General features: G+C 65.7%; 20 protein-coding genes. 9 read left to right on the top strand and 11 right to left on the bottom strand.

The genetic code is table 11. The features are described 5' to 3' along the window. The first annotated feature begins 35 nt into the window (after positions 1–35). Positions 36–1,718, top strand: a complete 1,683-nt coding sequence (locus NTH_RS21230; protein WP_338532207.1) for a hypothetical protein — start codon at positions 36–38, stop codon at positions 1,716–1,718. Continuing rightward, the gene (locus NTH_RS21225; RefSeq protein ID WP_338532206.1) at positions 1,699–3,120 is read left to right on the top strand and encodes a UDP-N-acetylmuramoyl-tripeptide--D-alanyl-D-alanine ligase; all 1,422 of its coding nucleotides are present in this window, start codon (positions 1,699–1,701) and stop codon (positions 3,118–3,120) included. The genes NTH_RS21230 and NTH_RS21225 overlap by 20 nt, the downstream gene beginning before the upstream one ends. A gap of 198 nt (positions 3,121–3,318) precedes the next feature. On the opposite strand, the gene NTH_RS21220 is transcribed toward NTH_RS21225, so the two are convergent. Then, entirely contained in the window at positions 3,319–4,098 is a 780-nt protein-coding gene (locus NTH_RS21220; RefSeq protein ID WP_338532205.1) for an N-formylglutamate amidohydrolase, read from the bottom strand. Positions 4,099–4,230: 132 nt separating this feature from the next. Here NTH_RS21220 and NTH_RS21215 point away from each other — a divergent pair, with 132 nt between their 5' ends. From NTH_RS21215 to NTH_RS21195, 5 genes are read left to right on the top strand one after another with little or no spacing between them, the layout of a single operon-like run. After that, positions 4,231–5,022, top strand: coding sequence for an ABC transporter ATP-binding protein (locus NTH_RS21215; RefSeq protein WP_338532204.1), 792 nt, complete (start codon positions 4,231–4,233; stop codon positions 5,020–5,022). Continuing rightward, a complete protein-coding gene (locus tag NTH_RS21210) occupies positions 5,015–5,737 on the top strand; it encodes an ABC transporter ATP-binding protein (protein WP_338532203.1) in 723 nt (240 codons plus the stop codon). Before NTH_RS21215 ends, NTH_RS21210 begins: the two co-directional genes overlap by 8 nt. Beyond that, positions 5,734–6,624: a branched-chain amino acid ABC transporter permease gene (locus tag NTH_RS21205; RefSeq protein ID WP_265517194.1), complete on the top strand. Its 891-nt coding sequence runs from the start codon at positions 5,734–5,736 to the stop codon at positions 6,622–6,624. The genes NTH_RS21210 and NTH_RS21205 overlap by 4 nt, the downstream gene beginning before the upstream one ends. A 1-nt stretch (position 6,625) precedes the next feature. Beyond that, positions 6,626–7,681: a branched-chain amino acid ABC transporter permease gene (locus NTH_RS21200; protein ID WP_338532202.1), complete on the top strand. Its 1,056-nt coding sequence runs from the start codon at positions 6,626–6,628 to the stop codon at positions 7,679–7,681. Beyond that, complete coding sequence (locus NTH_RS21195) at positions 7,678–8,319, top strand: cysteine hydrolase family protein (RefSeq protein ID WP_338532201.1); 642 nt, start codon at positions 7,678–7,680, stop codon at positions 8,317–8,319. Before NTH_RS21200 ends, NTH_RS21195 begins: the two co-directional genes overlap by 4 nt. A gap of 3 nt (positions 8,320–8,322) precedes the next feature. On the opposite strand, the gene NTH_RS21190 is transcribed toward NTH_RS21195, so the two are convergent. After that, positions 8,323–9,639: a glutamine synthetase family protein gene (locus tag NTH_RS21190; protein ID WP_338532200.1), complete on the bottom strand. Its 1,317-nt coding sequence runs from the start codon at positions 9,637–9,639 to the stop codon at positions 8,323–8,325. Further along, positions 9,636–10,532 (bottom strand): MurR/RpiR family transcriptional regulator, encoded by an 897-nt coding sequence (locus NTH_RS21185; protein WP_338532199.1) that lies wholly within the window; start codon positions 10,530–10,532, stop codon positions 9,636–9,638. The genes NTH_RS21190 and NTH_RS21185 overlap by 4 nt, the downstream gene beginning before the upstream one ends. A 191-nt stretch (positions 10,533–10,723) precedes the next feature. Between NTH_RS21185 and NTH_RS21180 the strand changes: the two genes are divergently transcribed. Beyond that, positions 10,724–11,866 carry an ABC transporter substrate-binding protein gene (locus tag NTH_RS21180; protein WP_338532198.1) on the top strand — a complete coding sequence of 381 codons (1,143 nt, stop codon included), beginning with the start codon at positions 10,724–10,726 and terminating at the stop codon, positions 11,864–11,866. Between the two features lie 109 nt (positions 11,867–11,975). Continuing rightward, a complete protein-coding gene (locus NTH_RS21175; RefSeq protein ID WP_338532197.1) occupies positions 11,976–12,605 on the top strand; it encodes a cysteine hydrolase family protein in 630 nt (209 codons plus the stop codon). 113 nt (positions 12,606–12,718) lie between these two features. On the opposite strand, the gene cobF is transcribed toward NTH_RS21175, so the two are convergent. From cobF to cbiE, 8 genes are read right to left on the bottom strand one after another with little or no spacing between them, the layout of a single operon-like run. Then, positions 12,719–13,492, bottom strand: a complete 774-nt coding sequence (gene cobF / locus NTH_RS21170; protein ID WP_338532196.1) for a precorrin-6A synthase (deacetylating) — start codon at positions 13,490–13,492, stop codon at positions 12,719–12,721. A gap of 8 nt (positions 13,493–13,500) precedes the next feature. Further along, positions 13,501–14,514 carry a nicotinate-nucleotide--dimethylbenzimidazole phosphoribosyltransferase gene (cobT, locus tag NTH_RS21165; protein ID WP_338532195.1) on the bottom strand — a complete coding sequence of 338 codons (1,014 nt, stop codon included), beginning with the start codon at positions 14,512–14,514 and terminating at the stop codon, positions 13,501–13,503. A 10-nt stretch (positions 14,515–14,524) separates the two neighbouring features. Further along, the gene (gene cobS, locus NTH_RS21160) at positions 14,525–15,313 is read right to left on the bottom strand and encodes an adenosylcobinamide-GDP ribazoletransferase (protein WP_338532194.1); all 789 of its coding nucleotides are present in this window, start codon (positions 15,311–15,313) and stop codon (positions 14,525–14,527) included. 3 nt (positions 15,314–15,316) lie between these two features. Beyond that, positions 15,317–16,630, bottom strand: coding sequence for a cobyrinate a,c-diamide synthase (locus NTH_RS21155; protein ID WP_338532193.1), 1,314 nt, complete (start codon positions 16,628–16,630; stop codon positions 15,317–15,319). Next, positions 16,627–17,403: a uroporphyrinogen-III C-methyltransferase gene (gene cobA, locus NTH_RS21150; RefSeq protein WP_338532192.1), complete on the bottom strand. Its 777-nt coding sequence runs from the start codon at positions 17,401–17,403 to the stop codon at positions 16,627–16,629. The genes NTH_RS21155 and cobA overlap by 4 nt, the downstream gene beginning before the upstream one ends. Further along, positions 17,400–18,164 carry a precorrin-4 C(11)-methyltransferase gene (gene cobM / locus NTH_RS21145; protein WP_338532191.1) on the bottom strand — a complete coding sequence of 255 codons (765 nt, stop codon included), beginning with the start codon at positions 18,162–18,164 and terminating at the stop codon, positions 17,400–17,402. The genes cobA and cobM overlap by 4 nt, the downstream gene beginning before the upstream one ends. Next, complete coding sequence (locus tag NTH_RS21140) at positions 18,161–18,547, bottom strand: cobalamin biosynthesis protein (RefSeq protein WP_338532190.1); 387 nt, start codon at positions 18,545–18,547, stop codon at positions 18,161–18,163. Before NTH_RS21140 ends, cobM begins: the two co-directional genes overlap by 4 nt. Further along, positions 18,544–19,812, bottom strand: coding sequence for a precorrin-6y C5,15-methyltransferase (decarboxylating) subunit CbiE (gene cbiE, locus NTH_RS21135; protein WP_422392459.1), 1,269 nt, complete (start codon positions 19,810–19,812; stop codon positions 18,544–18,546). Before cbiE ends, NTH_RS21140 begins: the two co-directional genes overlap by 4 nt. Position 19,813: the final 1 nt, after the last annotated feature.

Here is a 19,813-nt window from a genome sequence, read left to right as displayed (position 1 = left end):
GCCGTTCCGCATGAACCAGAAACTGGATCGACACAGTGAAGCCCTCTCATCTTACGCAACTTCTGGCGCGGCTGCGTCCTACGGTCCAACAAGAGGCTGCCGCCCTGCCTGAGCCCTTTCCAGGCTATGTGCTCTTCTTCTCGATCAGCGATGGCAAGAAACAGGCAAAGGTCGTCACCGCGACCGGCACGGATTTTGCGGGGACTTGGAAACAGGGCGCCGGCCGCGCGCGGCGCGCGGCAGCGGCCGAGCGAATGGTGCCGCGATGGGTTCGGGTGGACTGGGTCGAGAGCGTCGAACCGGTGACCTGGCGGGAGTTGCGAGAACGTCTCCGCAGGACCAAGCGAAACTACTTTCGAAACGGCCTGTCTCTGGATCGCCAGTTCAAAACGGCATTTCTTGAGACCGAATTGAACGCCAACGCCATGCTTTATGGCGGCGCGGATGTCGAGCATGCCGTGCTGAATGAGCGGAACTTCCAGCGCTACGCCCGTCGCCGCCACCAACTGGATACGGTCGAGTTTGTTGATGCCGAACAGGTCTATGTCTTTTCGGCGCGGGGTACCTTCACGTCGGACCAGTCGAAGGACGTCGTTCTTCTTCACGGCGCGGGCCCTGACGCCAGCCGGCGGGTGCTGGACCGGCTGGAACCGGGTGATGTGCGGTCGTTGATCAGACGCGGCAGCGATTACCTTGCGACACAGGTCGGTCCTGAGGGCCGCTTCATCTATGGCTGGCATCCATGTTTCGACCGCCCTATCAACGCCTATAACAGCCTGCGGCACGCCAGCACGCTCTATGCGATGCTTGAAGCATGGGAAGTCACCGGCGATGCAAAGCTCAAGGCCGCCATCGACCGTTCCTTAGACTATCTGACTGGTACAATGATCAGGCTCGTCGAACTTGCGCCATCGCGGATGGCCGCGTTCCTCATCGATGAGGGCGACGAGATCAAGCTCGGGGGCAACGCGGTCTGCCTCCTTGCGCTGGTAAAGTATAATGAGCTTACGGGAACGGATCGCTATCTCGGCCTGCTCGATCAATTGGCGTCCGGCATCCTCCACATGCAGGATGCGGTCAGCGGCAGGTTCAGCCATGTCCTGAACTACCCGTCGCTGACGGTGAAAGAGGATTTCCGCATCATATATTATGATGGCGAGGCCGCCTTCGGGCTCATGCGCCTTTACGGGCTGACGGGCGATGGGCGCTGGCTCGCCGCGGTTGAGCGTGCGTTCGAGCATTTTATTGCGGCGCAACATTGGAAGGTACACGATCACTGGCTGAGCTATTGTGTAAACGAGCTTACCCTGTACAGGCCGCTTGAACGCTACTACGCATTCGGCATCCGCAATTTCCTCGATCATCTCGATTTCGTCCTCAATCGCATCACGACCTTTCCGACGCTGCTCGAATTGATGATGGCAGCGGAGTGTATGATTGCCCGGTTGCAGCGGCAGCCGGAACTGAAACATCTGCTGGCCGACGTGGATCTGGACAAATTTTACCGCGCCCTGCATGCGCGGGCCCACCATCTTTTGAACGGCCACTTCTGGCCCGAGCTTTCCATGTTCTTCGCCAATCCCGACAGGATCACCGGCAGCTTCTTCATCCGCCATCACGCCTTTCGCGTCCGTATCGACGACGTGGAGCACTATCTTTCGGGGTTCGTCGCCTACCTAAGGTTTCTGGAGGCCAACCATGCCCATTCGCCCACATGAGCCCTCTGCCGTGCGGGGCACGACACCCGAATGGACGGCGGCCCTGATCGAAGAGGCGACGGGCGGTTCTTGGCTCGTCCGCCCGCCGGAAGGGTGGTCCGCGACCGGACTCTGCCTCTATGCGCCGGCCATGCGCGCGGGCAATATCGTGGCAGTGCGCGGCCCGGAGGAAGGCAAAGGTGTCCTTCCCCGCATTGTGCGGGATATGGACCCGCGGCCGGTGGGGTTGATCGTCGGCAAAACCGGCGAAGCCCCGCTGCACAATGTGCCGGCGCTGGCTGTCCCCGATGTCGGCGAGGCCATCCTGGCGATGGGACGATATTCGCGCAGCCGCATGAGCGGCAAAGTCCTGGCGGTCACAGGAAGCGCCGGCAAGACCACGGCAGTGGCGATGCTGTCTCATGTTCTGGAGGCATGGGGCGGAGCTGCGCGGACATCCCACAACGCCAACCTGCCGCATGGCGTGGCCTGGAACCTGGCCTCGATGGGCTGGGAGATGCCTCACCTGGTATTGGAGCTTGCCGTCGGCCGAATGGCGCAAAGCGCCCGGATGGCGCGCCCGCACGTCGCCATGGTCACCAATATCCTGCCGGCGCATCTTGGCGAGCGCGGCACGACCAAGGATATAGCCATGACGAAGCGCGCCATATTCCTGGGAATGTCGCCGGGCGGCGTCGCTGTGCTTAATCGGGATATGCAGGAATGGGAGACGGTGCACGAGGCCGCGCATGGGCAAGGGCTGGAGATCGTGCATTATGGAGCCACGGATGCCAGCGACTTCCAGATGCTGAGCTACGACGCGGCCGAGGGACTTGTCCGCGCGCGGGTCCAGGGAAGGCAGGTGAGATATCAAGTCGGTGCGGGCGGCGCGCACATGGCCTTGAACTCTCTCGGGGTATTGGCCGCGACAGCGGCCCTGGGATATCCGCTGGAGCCCGCCATGGAACGGCTGTCCACCTTCAAGGCGTTGCCAGGCCGGGGCGAAGAGCTTCAACTGACCTTCAAAGGGCGGCGTCTGACAATCATCGACGATGCGTATAACGCCAATCCCGGCTCAATGGGGGCCGCCCTTGGCCATCTGGGCGGGAAGAGGGGCGCGGGCCGGCGTATCGCCGTCCTCGGCGAGATGCTCGATCTCGGTGAGAATGCCGGGAACTACCACAGCGAACTTGCTACCCTCGTCGCGTCCAACGCAATCGATCGGGTATATGCGGTGGGCGCGTTATATGGAGATTTCTGGGACAGAATCCCGGCCGCATGCCGCGGCGCCCATGCCGCCTCGCTGGATGAACTGAAGGTGGCGCTAAGCAGGGATCTGATCGATGGCGATATCGTCCTGTTCAAGGGGTCCAACGGCGCCCGCATCCATCATCTGGTCTCCTGGATGAAAACCTGCAGCTAGATCAGTCCACCGTTTCACGGAAGCGTTGAACTGATCCAATAGTTTGATCCTACGCAACTCCGACGAGAACCGGGTTCCACTTTTCCTGGAGTTTCAGCTGCGAGCATCGGCCGGCGGGCGGACAAGCGCAACATCACCTTGTAACGAGAGCTCACCGAAATGTTGATACATGGGGCCCTGCGGCTCGGTTTCGATTCGTCAGGCGGCGACCGCAGAGACGCTGCGGGCGATGAGATCTGCCCAGCTCCGCGCCTCGGCCCGGCCGGCGACGAGATCGTTGCGGATCTCGAATTCGACGCAGGGGATGCCGCGCCTTTCCCCGTGCACGGGGATGGCATAGTCGGTCTCGTCGCCGACCGCGTAGGGCTCGTTCACGCCCACGCATAGCTCCGTGTTATCCTGCAGCCATCGCGCGATGGCAGCCGCGAAGCCGCGGTCGCGGTTGAAGAGCACGCCGATTTCCCACGGGCGGGACCGGCCGAGATAAACGGGCGTGAACGTGTGAACGGTGATCAGTTTCGTCGGCAGCCCCTTCTCCTGCCGCGCATCAAGGGCGGCGGTGATGGCGTCATGAAACGGCCAGAAGATCTCGTCGGCCCGCGCCTGCCTGTCTTCCTCGGAAAGGTCGCGGTTCCCCGGAATGGAGGTCGCCTCGCTTACATCCGGCGTGAAGGCGGCGACATCGGGCCGGCGATTGCAGTCGCAAACGAGGCGGGAATAGCGCTGGGTGAAAAGCGGCGCGGCGAGAATGTCCGACAGTTCCATCGCAACCGCCTTGGCGCCGATGTCCCAGGCGATGTGCCGGCGCCTGTCTTCCTCCGGCAGGCCCAGCGTGCCGAGGCTCTGGGGAATGCGCCTGCCGGCATGCTCGCACACAATCAGATATTGCGATTGGGCGGCTTCGTTGAACATTTCCAAAGGATGAGGCTCATGCGCGGCCAATACCCGCCCCTTGGTCGCTGCTTGCAAATCAGACACGCTGGCCGCTCCGTGGATGCTTTGTATGAAATGGTACAAATCAGGTTGTTTGATTGCAAGATGTATCTTTTTGTTGACGCATGTCCGCCGCCCGACCTATCGTGACCCATAAACAAGAGGAGCAGGTATGTCGTGAGCGACGCGCCGGTTATCGAGGCGAGCGGGCTGGAGAAACGATTTGGCGGGCTCCTGGCCGTCGACGGGTACGACCTCAAGCTCGAAAAGGGCGATCTGGTCGGCCTGATCGGGCCGAACGGCGCGGGCAAGACCACCGCATTCAACCTCCTGACGGGCGTCCTGAAGCCTTCGTCGGGCAAGATCCACGTTGACGGGCGCGACATGACCGGCGCTTCCCCGCATGCCATGGCCCGCGCCGGCCTTGCCCGGACGTTCCAGAACATAAGGCTGTTCGACGACCTGTCCGTGCTCGAGAACATCATGTGCGGGGGCCACATGCGGCATGGCGCGAGTACGGTTTCCACCATGCTGCAACTCCCTTCCTTCTGGCGGGCGGAAGATACGCTGCGCAGGGTCGGCCGCGACATCGTGGAGCGCATCGGCCTGGCGGCGCTCGCCGACCGGCGCGCCGGCGACCTTTCCTATGGCGACCAGAGGCGCGTGGAGATCGGCCGCGCGCTGGCCGGCGGGCCGGCGGCACTGCTGCTCGACGAGCCGGCCGCCGGGCTCAACCCTTCCGAAACGCAGGATCTCGTCGGCTTCATCCGCCAGATCAACGAGGAGTTCGGCATCGCCGTGCTGGTCGTCGAGCACGATATGCATCTCGTCATGGGCCTGTGCGACCGGGTGCAGGTGCTCAACCGCGGCAAGCTCATCGCCGAGGGCACACCGGCGGCGGTGCAGGGCGACCCCGACGTGATCGAGGCCTATCTGGGAACCGGGCGCAAGGAAAAGGCCCATGCTTGAGATACGCGACCTCAACGTTTTCCGGGGCGCCACGCATGTCCTCAAGGGGGTCTCGTTCCAGGTGAGGGAAGGGGAGCTGGCGGCGCTGATCGGCGCCAACGGCGCGGGCAAGTCCACGACGCTTCTGGCCCTCTCGGGACTGCTGCGCCCACGCTCGGGAACGGCTATCTTGCGAAGCGGCGGCAAGGAATTCGATCTGACCCGGCTGGCTTCGGAAAAGATCGTGCGCGCGGGCCTGATCCACTGTCCCGAGGGACGCCAGATATTCCAGTCGCTGAGCGTGGCCGAGAACCTGGCGATGGGGGCCTATGCCCAGCGCGACAAGGTACGGATCAGGGAAACGCTCGACGAGGTGCACAGCCTGTTTCCCATCCTTGCCGAGCGCGCGGGCCTTGCCGCCGGATCTCTTTCGGGTGGGGAACAGATGATGCTGGCCATCGGTCGGGCGCTTCTGGCGCGGCCGCGAATGCTGCTTCTCGACGAGCCGTCGCTGGGCCTTGCGCCGCAGGTTGTGGAGAAGATCTTCGACGTCATCGCACGGCTGAAATCCACCGGCGTCACCATTCTCCTCATCGAGCAGAACGCGGCGATGGCGCTGGAGGTGGCCGACGCCGCCCATGTGATGGAGAACGGGCGCATCGTCCTTTCCGGCACGGGCGCGGAGTTGGCCAGCAACGACCGGGTGAGACAGTCCTATCTCGGGATCGCCGCATGAGCCAATATCTGTTCCAGCAACTCATAAACGGGCTGGCGCTGGGCAGCCTGTATGCACTGGTGGCCATCGGCTTTTCGATGATCTACGGCATCGTCCGCCTCATCAATTTCGCTCATGGCGACCTCGTGATGATCGGTGCGTTCTCGACGCTGGCGCTGGTGACCGCCGGCGTGCCCTGGCCCCTGATCCTCGTCTTCGTGCTCACGATCGGGGCCATCGCGGGCATGACCATCGAGACGATCGTTTTCCGGCCGATACGCGGCGCAAGCCAGGTGACTGGCTTCATCGCGACGCTCGCCGTCTCCATCGCCATCCAGAACAGCGCCTTGATGATCCTTTCAGGTCAGCCGCGCAACTTTCTGTTTCCGGCCGGGATGCGGCAGCGCGTCGGGCTCGGCGGCGTCAATGCCTCGCTGACGGATATCGTCATCATTGTCCTCACGCTGGCGCTCATCGCAGGCCTTTTCCTGATCGTTTATCGAACGCGGCTGGGCACGGCGATGCGAGCGACGGCCGAGAACCTTACCGCCGCACGCCTGATGGGCGTCGCCGTGAACCGGACGATACTGGCGGCCTTCGCCATCGGCAGCGCGCTGGCCGCCGTGTCCGGGCTGTTCTGGGGCGGCAAGTTCGGCCAGATCGATCCGCTGCTGGGCTTCGTGCCGGGGCTCAAGGCGTTCGTCGCCTGCGTCATCGGAGGCGTCGGGTCGATAGGCGGGGCGATGATGGGCGGCTACATTCTGGGGCTTGCGGAAGTGTTGTTCGTTGGCCTGCTGCCGCAGGAATTTTCCGGCTATCGCGACACGTTCGTCTTTCTGCTTCTGATCGTCATCCTGCTCGTGCGGCCGTCCGGCCTGTTCGTGCGCCAGACCGAGGAGCGGGCTTGACATGGCGGCGACCCAGGAAGTGAAACCTTCGAACGACACGGCGGTGGGGACGGTCGTGCCGCGCGGTGGGTTTATCGCCGCCGCGCTTACCGTGCTTGCCGCCGCGGCAGCCGTGTTCGCGGCCCAGCACGGTTTCAGCGCCTATGTCGTCACCTTGCTGGCGCTGCTCTTCATCAATGCGGCGCTCGCGGTTTCCTTGACCCTGACCAATGGGCTCACCGGGCTGTTCTCGCTCGGGCACCCGGCCTTCATGACCATCGGCGCCTATGTTGCCGCCATCCTGACATTTTCGGCGCGGCGCAAGGGCTCCATGCTGCCCGACCTGCCGGAATGGCTGGCGGCGACGGAACTCTCCATGCTGCCGGCGCTGCTGATCGCCGGGCTTGCCGGCGGGATCGTCGCGCTTGCCATCGGCGGCGCTGTGCTGCGGTTGAAGGGTCACTATCTGGCCGTGGCCACGCTTGGCCTTATCATCGTCGTCCAGGGGCTGGCCACCAACTGGGACGGCATCACCCGGGGCGGGGCGGGGCTCAGCGGCCTGCCCCGGCATGTCAATGTCTGGTGGGCCTTCGGCTTCCTGGTCTTCGTGGTGGCGCTGACCTGGCGGATGAAGTTCTCGTCGCTCGGCAGGGCCATGATGGCGGTTCGGGAGAACGAGCTGGCGGCCGAGTGCAGCGGCATCAACGCTGCCCGGCTGAAGATCCTGGCCTTCGTCGTCGGCGCCGTTCTCGCCGCCATGGCGGGGGCGCTGCTTTCCCATCTCATCAGCGTGGTCACGCCCAAGACCTATTCCGTGCTTCTGGCCTTCAACATCGTCGTCATGGTGGTGATCGGCGGATCGGGAAGCATCACCGGCGCGCTGGTCGCGGCCGCCGCCATTACCATCCTGTCGGAGTCCCTGCGGCCGGTGGAGGAAAGCGTCGGCCTTTACGGCCTGAGCCAGGTGATCGTGGCGCTGTGCCTGATCCTGGTTCTCTATCTGAAACCGGCGGGTCTGTTCGGCAGCGGGGAGCCGGCTGTCGTGCGGCGCCTGTTCAGCGGGAGGAAAGAACCATGAGCGCGCCGCGCGCACGGGACGTCTACGAAAGGCGGGAGCAGCCGCTGCATGCGGAACGCTGCGGGCTGCTGGTCGTCGATGTCCAGAACTGGGTCATGGACGAGGAGAACCGCCAGCCGAGGCCGGAATTCTACAAGGCGGCACGCGGCCATGTCATCGCCAATATCGCGCGGCTGATCGACCGGGCGCGGGCATCGGGTGTTGAGGTCATCTATACGGTGATGGAGAACTTCACCGGGGACGGGCGCGACCGCAGCCTCGATTACAAGCTGTCGAACTTCTTCATCGCCAAGGGATCGTGGGACGCAAAAGTCATCGATGAAGTCGCTCCGTGCGGCGACGAAATGGTCATTCCTAAGACCTCGTCCAGCCTCTTCAATTCCACCAATTTCGAGTATCTCGTCCGCAATATCGGGCTGGACACGATCATCGTCGCCGGCTTTCTCACCGACCAATGCATCGACCACACGATCCGCGACGGGGCGGACCGGGGGTTTCATATGATCTGCGTGAAGGATGGCTGCGCGACCGATACCCATGCCCGCCACGAAGCCGCGCTCAATGCCTTCAAGGGCTACTGCCGCATGGAGACCACCGACAGCCTCCTTGCGGCGATGGAGCGCGATTTCGGCAGGTGAGGCTCAGTAGGCCAGCCGGTACTTCCCGCATTGCTGCTCCGGCGACAGGTCCTTCATGAGCTCCGTCTCGAAACGCTTGTGCGTCAGATAGGCCGAGACCAGTTCCTCGCCGAACAGCGGCCGCAGCGCCTCCTCCTTCTCGAAGAGGTCCAGCGCCTGGGGGAGCGATTGGGGCAGGCGCACGATGCCGAGGGCATCGCGCTCCCCATCGCTCAGATGCTGGGGCGGCTTGGGGCAGACCTTGGGCCGTTGCAGCTTCCTGCCCAGCCCGGAAAGGCCTGCCGCCACCATGGCGCCCAGCACCATGTAAGGGCTGGCTGCGGCATCGGCGGCGCGGAACTCGAAATGAAACTGCCTCGAAACATCACCGCCGGCACCGGGAAACACCGGGCAGATACGCAATCCAGCCTCGCGGTCGCGGTCGCCGAGATTGTTGTAGGCCGCGCTCCATCTGTTGGGCGTCAGGCGCAGGTAGGAAATGGTTGAAGCCGCCGTCACCGCCGTGATCGCCGGCATGAGCTCCAGCATGCCTGCAAGGAAGCTCGCAGCGGTTTCCGACACGCCATCCCGTGCGGATGGATCGTGGTTGACCGGCGTGCCGTCCGCCGCCTCCATCAGGCTGAAATGCACGTGAACGCCGTTGCCCACGGCATCGGGCCGCAGGATTGGCGTGAAGCTGGCCCGCGTACCGGCCTGGTGAGCGACCGCGCGGCCGACTTCGCGCACGGCGACGGCCTGATCGGCCGCCGATACGCCCTCGGCCGGCCCGACCGTCACTTCATACTGCATCGGCCCGTATTCGGGCATGAAGGTGTCGATCTCCAGGCCCGCCGCCTTGAGGGCGCCGAGATAGGTTTCGGCGAAGCGCCCCTGCCGGCGGAAGGAGTCCAGCGCGTAGCTGGAATTGGGCCTTTCCTCAATGTCCTCGAGCATGAACTCATGCTCGAATGCGGCCTTGATCTTCAGCCCGTGGCGTTGCTCGAGCTCGTCCAGCATCCGCTTGAGGAAGCCGCGCGGGCAGACGTTCCACGGCGTTCCGTCGAGATTTTCGATGTCGGCCATCATGAAGTGGAGCGCGGCGGCCTCGGGGCCGAGATCGATGCGGATGCGGGTAGCCTCGTCGGGCATCAACACGGTATCGCCGTAAGGCCCCCAAGGGCTCGGCGCGATCGGCCCGTGCGCCGTGATCATGCTGTTTGTGGGGGTCCAGCCGATGCCCTTTCTGAGCCGATCCTTCAGGTCGGAAGCGGGAAAGCCTTTTCCCCTTACCTGGCCGGCAAGATCGGCCGTGCACAGCATGACGACTTCTTCGCGTATCATCGATCCCTCATGTTCTTCGGTTTGACCTGGCCTTGGGCGAAGGCGCCCTCGGCCAACCGCGAGCGCAGATCCTCCAGCGTCTCGATCCGCCGTTTGCCAGTCGTGTCCGCTTTGCTGGCGGCCGCGCCCACAAGCGCCTCGGCGACGCCCATGCCCACGGTGAGCACGTCGAAGATCGACGGCGATTCGACGGGGAAGGTCAAAACGAGGTCGGCCGAGCGCGCGGCCGGCGACTGCCAGATGTCCGTCAGCAGGACCACGGTCGCGCCACGCTGCGACGCGGCGTGCGCAAACTGCACGACATCGGCCTGGTAACGGCGGACGTCGAGCACCACGAGGACGCTGCCGCGGCCCATGTCCAGGAGGCATTGCGGCCAGCTCTGCGTCTGGCCGCCGATGGGATGGACCTTGCCCCGCACCGCGGTCAGCAGGTCCCCCATGTAGCGGGCCACGTGGGACGAATAGCGCCCGCCCAGGAGGTGGATATCGCGCTTCGGGTCGGCCAGGAGCGTGGCGACGCGGTCGAACTCCTTCTCGGAAATGAGTTCCGGCAGGGCACGAAAATGCTCGGCCATGCGGTTGCTGGTGCGCGCCAGGAAAGATGCCTGGGCCGCTTCATCGCGCACCTTGCGCTCTCCGAAGCGCAGCAGGGGCGATTGCAACGTCTCCTCGATATGGCTGCGGAGCGCCTCCTGGAAATCGGCATAGACGGGGAAGCCGAGCCGTTTTACCAGGCGCAGAACGGTGGCCGTGCTGACTCCGCTCTGGCTGGCAAATTCGGCCACTGTCGTGAGGCCTGCCATAGGGTAATTGGCCATCAGATGACGCGCCGCCCGCGCCTCGCGGCTGCTGAGTTCGGGCAGCGCCCGTCGCAGATCCTCCAATACGCTCATCGGTTCCTTTCCGCCTTCCGGCGTCACGACACATTCTGTATCAAATCAGACAAACTGGCGTTGTGAAAGAAAAAATGTATCATTCGATTGACGACACCCCCTAGCAGAGTCATGCTACCTCCAGCGCATGAGGTTTGTGAGGGCAGCTTGCGTAAGAGGGTGAACAATCAACGACAACCAGGGAGATTGGCATGAAAGGATTAATTGCCGCATCGGTGGCCATCGCCGCCATGCTGGGCGCGGCCCATGCACAGGAAGCCATAGAGATCGGTGCACTTTACAACGTGACCGGCGGCATGTCTTCGCTCGACGGGCCCTCGCTGAAGGGCGCCCAGCTTGCCGCCAAGCAGATCAACGCGGAGGGCGGATTGCTCGGCCGGCAGGTCGAGCTCATAGCGCCCGACGGCAAGACCGACCAGCAGGAGACGGCCAAGGCCGCGCAGCGCGTTCTCTCCGAGGGCGTGGTGGCCGGCATCGGCCAGTCCGACACCACCTTCGTTATGGCGGCTGCGCCGCTGTTTCAGGAACAGGGCGTACCCTTCGTCACATCGGGCGCAACCCATCCGGAATTGCCGCAGTGGGTCGGCGACTACATGTTCATGACGCCGTTCGGCGACGACGATCAGTCCTATGCAATCGCCGACTATGCCTATGACGAGCTCGGCGCGCGCAGGATCGCCGTGTGGACCGACAATTCGATGGATTTCACAAAGGCGCTCAGCAAGTTCTTCATCGAGCGGTTCGAAGAACGGGGCGGGGAGATCGTGGGCACGGACACCTTCATGATGGGCGATACCGATTTCTCCGCCCAGATTGCGCGCCTTGCCTCCATCGATCCCGCGCCGGACGCGGTTTTCGTCTCGGCCATTCCTTCCGAAGCCGGGCTTTCCGTGAAGCAGATCCGCGAGCAGGGGATCACGATGCCGATCGTTTCGGGCGACGGTTTCGATACGGAACTGGTCTCGACCGTGCCGGGACCTGAACTTGCCGATGACGTCTACTTCTCCACCCACACCTATCGCGCCGACGATCGGGAAGAGGTGAAGAAGTTCATCGAGGACTACAAGGCCGAGTACGGCATTGAGCCCGAGAACGCTTTTGCACCCCTTGGCTATGATGCGATGATGCTGGTCGCCGATGCGATCCGCCGCGCAGGATCCGCCGAACCGGCCGATATCCGCGATGCGCTGGCCGAAACCCGCGGCTTCAAGGGCGTGACGGGCGAGATCAGCTATACGCGCGAAAGCATGGTGCCGCCGAAGCCGGTTTCCATCATCAGCGTGCACAACGGCGAATATCAGGTCGAAGAAATCTGGACGCCGGGGACAAACTAGCTGCTTGCTTTTGCGCGGCTGACGGGGCCGCAAGGCCCCGTCCCTTTCCTTACTGTGCTCGAACATCATACAACGGCGCACAGGCCATCCCCTCCCGGAGAAAATGCCCATGAGCAGCCAAGCCGGCGGCACCCTTGCGCGCCACGAAGGGCGAGACAGAAAGCTGGAGCCGCGGAAGACTGCGGTGCTGGTCGTCGACGCGCAGAACGCGGAACTCGAGCCCGAGATTTTCGAGAACCATCCCGAGTTCGCCGACGCGCTGAAGAGCCGCGCGCTGCCGGCCATGCGCAAGCTTCTGGAGGCGGCGCGGGGCAGGGGCGCGGAAGTGATCTACACCGTGATCGAAGCGTTGACGAAGGATGGCAGGGACCGTTCGCTGGACCACAAGCTGTCGAATATTCTCGTGCCTCGGGGGTCGCGGCTTGCCCAGGTGATCGAGGACGTCGCGCCGCAGGATGATGAAATCGTCCTGCCGAAGACGTCGTCGGGCGTCTTCAATTCCACCAATCTCGACTATGTGCTGCGCAATCTCGGCATCGAGAATGTCATCGTCGCCGGCTTCGTCACCGATCAATGCGTGGACATGGCCATCCGCGACGGCGCCGACCGGGGCTATTACATGGTCTGCGCGCAGGATGCCTGTGCGGCCTATACGCAGGAACGGCATGAGACCGCCTTGCGGGCTTTCGGGGGATATTGCCGGGTGCAGGATGTCGAGGAGATCGTGAGGGATCTTTGAGCGATGGGATTACCGCATCGGCCCGAAAATCGGCATCGGTTTTCGGAAAGCGCGATGCGTGAACCGAAGGTGTTCGAGCGTCCTTGCGTAGCGTCCGAACGGACGATGGCCCGCTAACGCTCCCGCGTGTCCCGCCGCCGCAAGAGATAGGTATCCATGATCCAGCCCTTGGCGGCCCGTGCGCTTGCGCGGGCTTCCTCGATTTCTTGCGCGACATCGTCGAGCCTGCCGGCGATGGCGATTTCGTCCGGCGTGCCGAGATAGGCGCCCCAGAAAATGTCATAGGCATCGCCGGGAAGATCGCGGAAGGCGCAGCCGCCGTCCAGCATCACCAGCGCCGTGTCGGCGGTTTGCGGGAATCCTTCCGCACGAAGCTTTCGCCCGGTGGTGATGTGCACCGCCCCGCCGATAGTGTTGAGCGGCATTCCATGGCTCGCCGCCAGCGCCTGGATGCTGGTGATGCCGGGCACGACGTCGAGCATGAGCTCCATGCCGGCATCGGCGCGCAGCCGCTCCACGATGCGTAGCGTGCTGTCGTAAAGCGACGGGTCGCCCCAGACGAGAAAGGCCGCATGGCCATTCTCGCCCGTGTGCTCGGCAAGGAGAGCCGCATAAAGGTCGGCGATGGCCGCGTGCCAGTCGTCTACGCCCTTGCGATAGGAAGGATCACCCGCATCGCGCTCCGGCAGGTCGAATTCGATGATGCGGGTGACGGGGTTGGCGAGGAAACGGTCGCAGATCGCACGGCGGAGGTCGGCAAGGTCCTCCTTGGCGGCGCCCTTGCGCGGGATGAGGACGACATCGGCGCGGTTCAGCGCACCGACGCCCTGCACCGTCATGTGCTCAGGATTGCCCGTGCCGATGCCGATGATGGAGAGCCTGCGCATCGATGATCCTATCCGTCCGAAACGCCTGCCTCGGCAAAGGTCGCCATGCCGTTGTGGCAGGCGACCGCGCCGCGCAGGACGTTGATCGCCAGACAGGCGCCGGAGGCTTCGCCGAGCCGCATGTCGAGGTCGAGCAGCGGGACCATGCCGAGGGCGGCGAGCAGCTTCCGATGCCCCGGCTCGGCCGAGACATGGGCGGCCAGCGCATGCGCCAGGCCAGCCCCGTTCAGGCTGGCGAGCGTGGCGGCAGCCGCACCGCAGACGAAGCCGTCGAGGAGCACGGGAATGCGTTTGCGGCGCGCTGCGAGCAGCGCGCCGAACATTGCCGCAATTTCGCGCCCGCCAACGCAGCGAAGGGCGGCGAGCGGGTCGGAGAGCATCGTGCCATGGCAGGCAAGCCCGGCATCCACCGCCTCCGCCTTGCGGGTCAGGCCGGCATCGTCGACGCCGGTGCCGCGACCAACCCAGTCCGCGCCCCTGCCGCCGAGCAGGGCGGCGGCGACCGCGGCGGCGGCGGTGGTGTTGCCGATGCCCATCTCGCCAAGCGCGACGAGGTTGGCCTGTTCCGGCACGGCATCATAACCCGTTTGCACGGCGGCGAGGAACTCGGCCTCCGTCATCGCCGGCGCCTGGGTGAAGTCGGCGGTCGGCCGCTCAATGTCGAGCGGCGTTACGGTGAGGGTCGCACCGGCCTGGCGGGCAAGCTGGTTGACGGCTGCGCCGCCGGCGGAAAAGTTCGCCACCATCTGCGCCGTGACCTCGGCCGGGAAGGCCGAGACGCCGCGCGCGGTCACGCCGTGCGAGCCGGCAAAGACCAGCACATGAAGCGTTTCGAGCCGCGGCAAGTGCCGTCCCTGCCAGCGCGCGAGGAAGATCGCGGCTTGCTCCAGCCGACCGAGACTGCCGGGTGGCTTGGTCAGCGTGTTCTGACGGGCGGCTGCCTGCTGCGCGGCGTCTTCGTCGCCCGCCGGCAGCGAGAGACAGGCGTCGCGCAGTCGTTCGATCGTCTTGAATTGGGTCATGAAAAGTCCTTCAGGTGTAGGAGCCCGCTGTGAACCACAGCGGACTCCAATGGAGCGTCGCCGCAAGCAGGGTGAGCGTTTCGGCCGCCTGCTGCAGCGCGCCGAGAACGTCGCCGGTCTGGCCGCCGATCTGCCGCTCCGCCAGACGCTTGACGAGAAACAGGCAGAGCGCCAGGAGCGGCGCGGCGATCAGGAAAAGGCCGGTGCCCGCGACAAGCAGGACACCACCGCCGATGAGGAGCGCGAAGAAGACGGCGCGGCCGTCTGGCTTGCCGGCGCCGGCCGAAAGTCCGTCGTCGCGCGCGGGCGGCTGAAGCGCCATCAACGCCGGCATCAGCGCGCGCGAGACGGCATGGGCGGCGATCAGCGCCGGCAGGGCCGCCGAGGCCAGCGCCGTCAGCGCCGACCAGCGCAGGAGGATGGAAAGGACGAGCGCCGCGACGCCATAGGTGCCGATGCGGCTGTCCCGCATGATGGCGAGCTTGCTTTCGCGGGTCGTTCCGCCACCGAAACCATCGGCGACGTCGGCCAAACCATCCTCGTGCAGGGCGCCACTGAGCGCCATGGTGGCGGCCAGGGCCAGCGCGGCGGCGACGGTCGCGGGCAGGCCCAGCCACAATGAGAACAGGAGCACCAGCCCGCCCGCCGCACCGATGAGGCAGCCTGCGACGGGCGCAGCCCATTGCGCGGCGGCGAAACCGCGCTCCGGCATCCCGAAAGCCGGCAGCGGCAGGCGGGTGTAGAAGCCGATGCAGGCGGCGACGTCGCGCAGGAGCGCGCTGGCAGGAGAGGCCGTCATAGCTCAGCCTCGCGCGATTGCATGGAAATAGGTGCCGGACACGTTTCCGCGCCGGGCGCCCGAGCGGCCGAGGGCGCGGCCCTGGCCGTCGGCCAGTTCGGCAAGCGGCTCGTCATTCCCTGGTTCGACCAGCCGCGAATAGTGGAACTCGTGGCCCCTTATAGTCTCGCCGGCTTTGCCTATGGGACAGTCTCGCGTCAATCTCGCCTGCCGGTAGCCGAGATTCATCTTGCGCTTTGCGTAGCTCGTCACATGGTCGAGCAGGCCGAGCATGGGATGCGTTATCCCGTCGGCATCCTCCAGTGCGCGGCCGAGCACCATGAAGCCGCCGCACTCGCCATGCACCGGCCGCGTTTTTGCGAAGGCACGCATGCGGGCGCGGAAAGTCTCCGCTTCCGCCAGCCTTCCGGGATGAAGCTCCGGGTAGCCGCCGGGCAGCCAGCAGGCATCGGCGGACGGATCGGGCCCTTCGTCGGCCAGCGGCGAGAAGGGCAGGAGCTCGGCCCCGGCCTGGCGCCAGTGCGCCGCCACATGCGGATAGACGAAGCTGAAGGCGCGGTCCCGGGCGATGGCGATGCGCTGGCCGGGGGGTGGCAGCCTGTGACTGGTCGTGACGGCGGGCACGGACAGAGGGGCGGCCGCGGCCAGCACCGCATCGAGATCGATGGATCTTTCCATCACATCGGCCAGCCGCTCGATGAAGGCTTCCAGCGCGTCGTGCTCGCTCGCCTGCACGAGCCCCAGATGCCGCTCCGGCAGGGCCATGTCGGGGTTTCGGTGCACCGCGCCCAGCACTTTCATGCCGATCGCCTCAATGGCATCGCGCGCCATCGTTTCGTGCCGGGCGCTTGCCACCTGGTTGAGCACGATGCCGGCGATCTTCACGCGCGGATCATAGGCCGCAAAGCCCTTGGCGAGCGCCGCCGCAGTCTGCGATTGGCCGGAGACGTCGAGGATGACGAGCGCGGGCACGTCGTAAAGACGGGCGATGTCGGCGGCGGCGCCGGATCGTCCCGGTTCCGAAACGATGCCGTCGAACAGGCCCATGGCGCTTTCGATCAGCAGGATGTCGGCATCCGCCGCCTGGCCTTTGGCAAGGTGCGCCAGAAGGTCGGGATGCATCGCCCAACTGTCGAGATTAACGCCGGGATGGCCGGTGGCGGCCATGTGGAAGCCGGGATCGATATAGTCGGGACCGGACTTGGCGCCGCGCACGGCAAGCCCGCGTCGCCGCAGGGCGCGCATCAGGCCGATGGTCACGCTGGTCTTGCCGGACCCGGAGCGGGCCGCACCGACGATGAGCGCGCGGGCGGTCATTGGAGTTCCTTCCTGAGAGCCACGATCCCGCCGATCACGATGATCGCCGGCGAACCGAAACCCTGTGCCTCGGCCTCCCGCACGAGGCTTTCGAGATCGGTGACGAGGATGCGTTCGCGGCGCGTGGTGGCGTCCATGATGAGGGCGGCCGGCGTTTGCGGCGCAAGGCCGCCTCTGGCAAGCGCGTCGGCGATCAGGGCCAGCTTTTGCATGCCCATATAGATGACGATGGGCTGGCCGGTCGCCGCCAGCGCCGCCCAGTCGAGATCGTCGGCATCGCCGGCGGCATGGCCGGTGGCGAAGACGATGGCCTTGTTGACGCCGCGCATGGTTGCCGGGATGCCGGCACCGGCCAGCGCCCCCACCGCCGAGGTGATGCCGGACAGGAAACGGAAGGGGATGCCCGCGCGGGCGAGCACGAACGCCTCCTCGCCGCCGCGCCCGAACATGTTGGGGTCGCCGCCCTTGAGGCGCAGCACGCGGCGGCCGGCTTTCGCCTCTTCGACCAGCAGGCGGTTGATCTCGTCCTGGCTGGTGGAAGGCTGGCCGGCGCGCTTGCCCACATAATGGTGCTCGGCCTGCGGCGCCGCCTTCAAGACGGACCGGTCGACCAGCGCGTCGTAGACCACCGATTCCGCCGTGCCGAGAGCCGCCAGCACGTCGAGCGTGAGGCAGCCGAGACCGCCCGGACCGGCGCCTGCCAGCCAGACATGGCCGGGTTCGAAATCGGCCGGCTCGAAGCCGAGCCGGGCCAGGGTGTCGACCGTGCTCATAGGCCCTCGCGCCCCCGGAAACGCCGCTGATACTCGGCGCTGTAGAGCGCGCTTTCACGGAACTCGCGTGCGGTCAGGCCGGGGCCGACGAAGATCAGCGCCGTGCGGTCGATGGGGTCCTTCGCCACCTCCGCCTCGATGGTTTCGAGCGTGCCGCGCACCACGCGCTCGTCCGCCCAGCTGGCACGCACGACGATGGCAACGGGGCAATCGCCGCCGTAGAAGGGCGTGAGCTCGGCCACCACGCGGTCTAGCGCGTGGATGGCCAGATGAATGGCGAGCGTCGCGCCGGTGGCGGCAAAGGCGGCCAGGTTTTCGCCTTCGGGCATCTTCGACGCGCGGCCCGATACCCGCGTCAGGACCAGGCTCTGCGCGACTTCGGGAATGGTCAGTTCGCGGCCCAGCGCCGCCGCGGCTGCCGAAAAGGCCGGCACGCCGGGCGTCAGCGTGTAGGCAATGCCCAGCCGGTCGAGACGGCGCATCTGTTCGGCAACGGCGCTCCAGACCGACAGATCGCCCGAATGGAGCCGCGCCACATCCTGTCCTGCCTCATGGGCGGCCATATACTCGGCCTCGATCTCGTCGAGCGAGAAGGGTGCGGTGTCGACGATGCGCGCGCCCTGCGGGCAATGCGCGAGCAATTCCTTCGGCACCAGCGAGCCGGCATAGAGGCAGACGAGGCAGCGCGAAAGAAGATCGCGCCCGCGCACGGTGATGAGGTCGGCAGCGCCCGGTCCGGCGCCGATGAAGTGAACGGTCATGGTTGGTTTCCGGTTGTGGCGATGGCGCAGGTGACGCCCTCCCGCACGAGCCTTGGCCCGAGGAGGCGGGCGGTGGCGCCGCAAGCGGCAAGGGCGGCGGCCTCGGAGGCGGAGTCGAAGCCGGTCGCGCGCAGGGAAGCGCGGGAGACGGTGAGGCAGCTTCCCGCTGCGGCTTCAAGAGCTTCCTCGCTTGCGACGATCAGCGGCAGGCCGAGATGGCTTGCCGCCTCGTGAAAGCCGGCCTCGTCCTTCTTGCGCGGCACGGTGGCGAGCGCGTCGAGTTTGGCGCGCCCGAGGCTGTGATGCGCCAGCGCGGCGTCGAGGGCGGCCAGAACCGTCTCGCGTGTGGTGTTGCTCGTGCTGCCGAGCCCGGCGCAGATCATGGCTTGCTCCAGCGCCATTGCATGACGGGCAGAGCGGGGCGCATGGCCGTCATGCCGCCGACGGGCGCGGCGCGCGCGATGGCGATCTCGATGAGTTCGCCGCCCCGCCGGGCATGAAGCTCGATGAGCATGGCGCGCATCTCCAGCGTTACGGCATTGGCGACCAGGCGCCCGCCGGTGGGGAGCGCTTCCATGGCGGTTTCCGTGACGCCGGGAACACTTCCGCCGCCGCCGATGAAGACCGCGTCTGGCGTCGGCAGGCCTGCCAGCGCCTCCGGGGCTGTTCCCGTCACCATTTGCAGGTCCGGCACGCCGAAGCTTTCCGCATTGCGGCCGATGCGTTCGGCACGCGGGGCATCGGCTTCGATGGCGATGGCGCGCAGGGAGGGATGCTGGCGCATCCATTCGATGGAGATCGACCCCGAGCCCGCGCCGATGTCCCACAGAAGCTGGCCGCGTTTCGGCTGAAGGGCGGCAAGCGTGACGGCGCGCACTTCCGGCCTGGTGATCTGGCCGTCATGCTCGAACAGCGTGTCGGCTAGTCCGGTGCCCAGCGGCAGGATGCGGGCGCCAGCCGAGGCGGCGACCTCGACGGCGATCACGTTGAGATCGTCGAAGGTGGGGGCGCCGAGGTCTTCGGCGGTGGCTCGCGTGTGGCGCTCGCGCGGTCCTCCCAGCGCTTCCAGCACATGGAAGCGCGATGCGCCGAAGCCTTCTTCCATCAGCAATGCCGCAACCTTGGCGGGTGCCTGCCCGTCGGAAGTGAGAGCAATGACGCGGCGGCCGGGATGCAGCAGCGGGCGGATCAGAGCGATTGGCCTGCCATGCAGCGAGACCGTCTCCGCTTCCTGGAGCGGCCAGCCGAGGCGCGCCGCGGCAAGGCTGAAGGCGGACGGCGCGGGCAGGATGTGCATCTCGGCGGCAGTAACCCGCCGGGCCAGCGTCGCCCCGACGCCGAAGTGGAACGGATCGCCCGAGGCGAGCACGCAGACGCGGCGGCCGCTGAGCGCGGCGATGTCGTTCACCGCTTTCGCGAAAGGCGTGGGCCATGGGCATTTTTCACCGGCGATCATGCTTTCGGCCAGCGCCAGATGACGATGGCCGCCGAAGACGAACTCGGCCTCGCCGATGGCGGCCTTGGCGGCTTCGCTCAGGCCCGCAAGGCCGTCCTCGCCGATGCCGACGATGGTAAGCCATCTCGAGGACGGGTCTCGGCGGGCGGCCGACCCCGTTCCCAAAGCGGCCTCTTTTGCCCTAGAAGACATC

The sequence above is a fragment of the Nitratireductor thuwali genome (assembly GCF_036621415.1).
GTDB lineage: Bacteria > Pseudomonadota > Alphaproteobacteria > Rhizobiales > Rhizobiaceae > Chelativorans > Chelativorans thuwali.
This window is presented reverse-complemented; position numbering and strand designations above follow the sequence as displayed.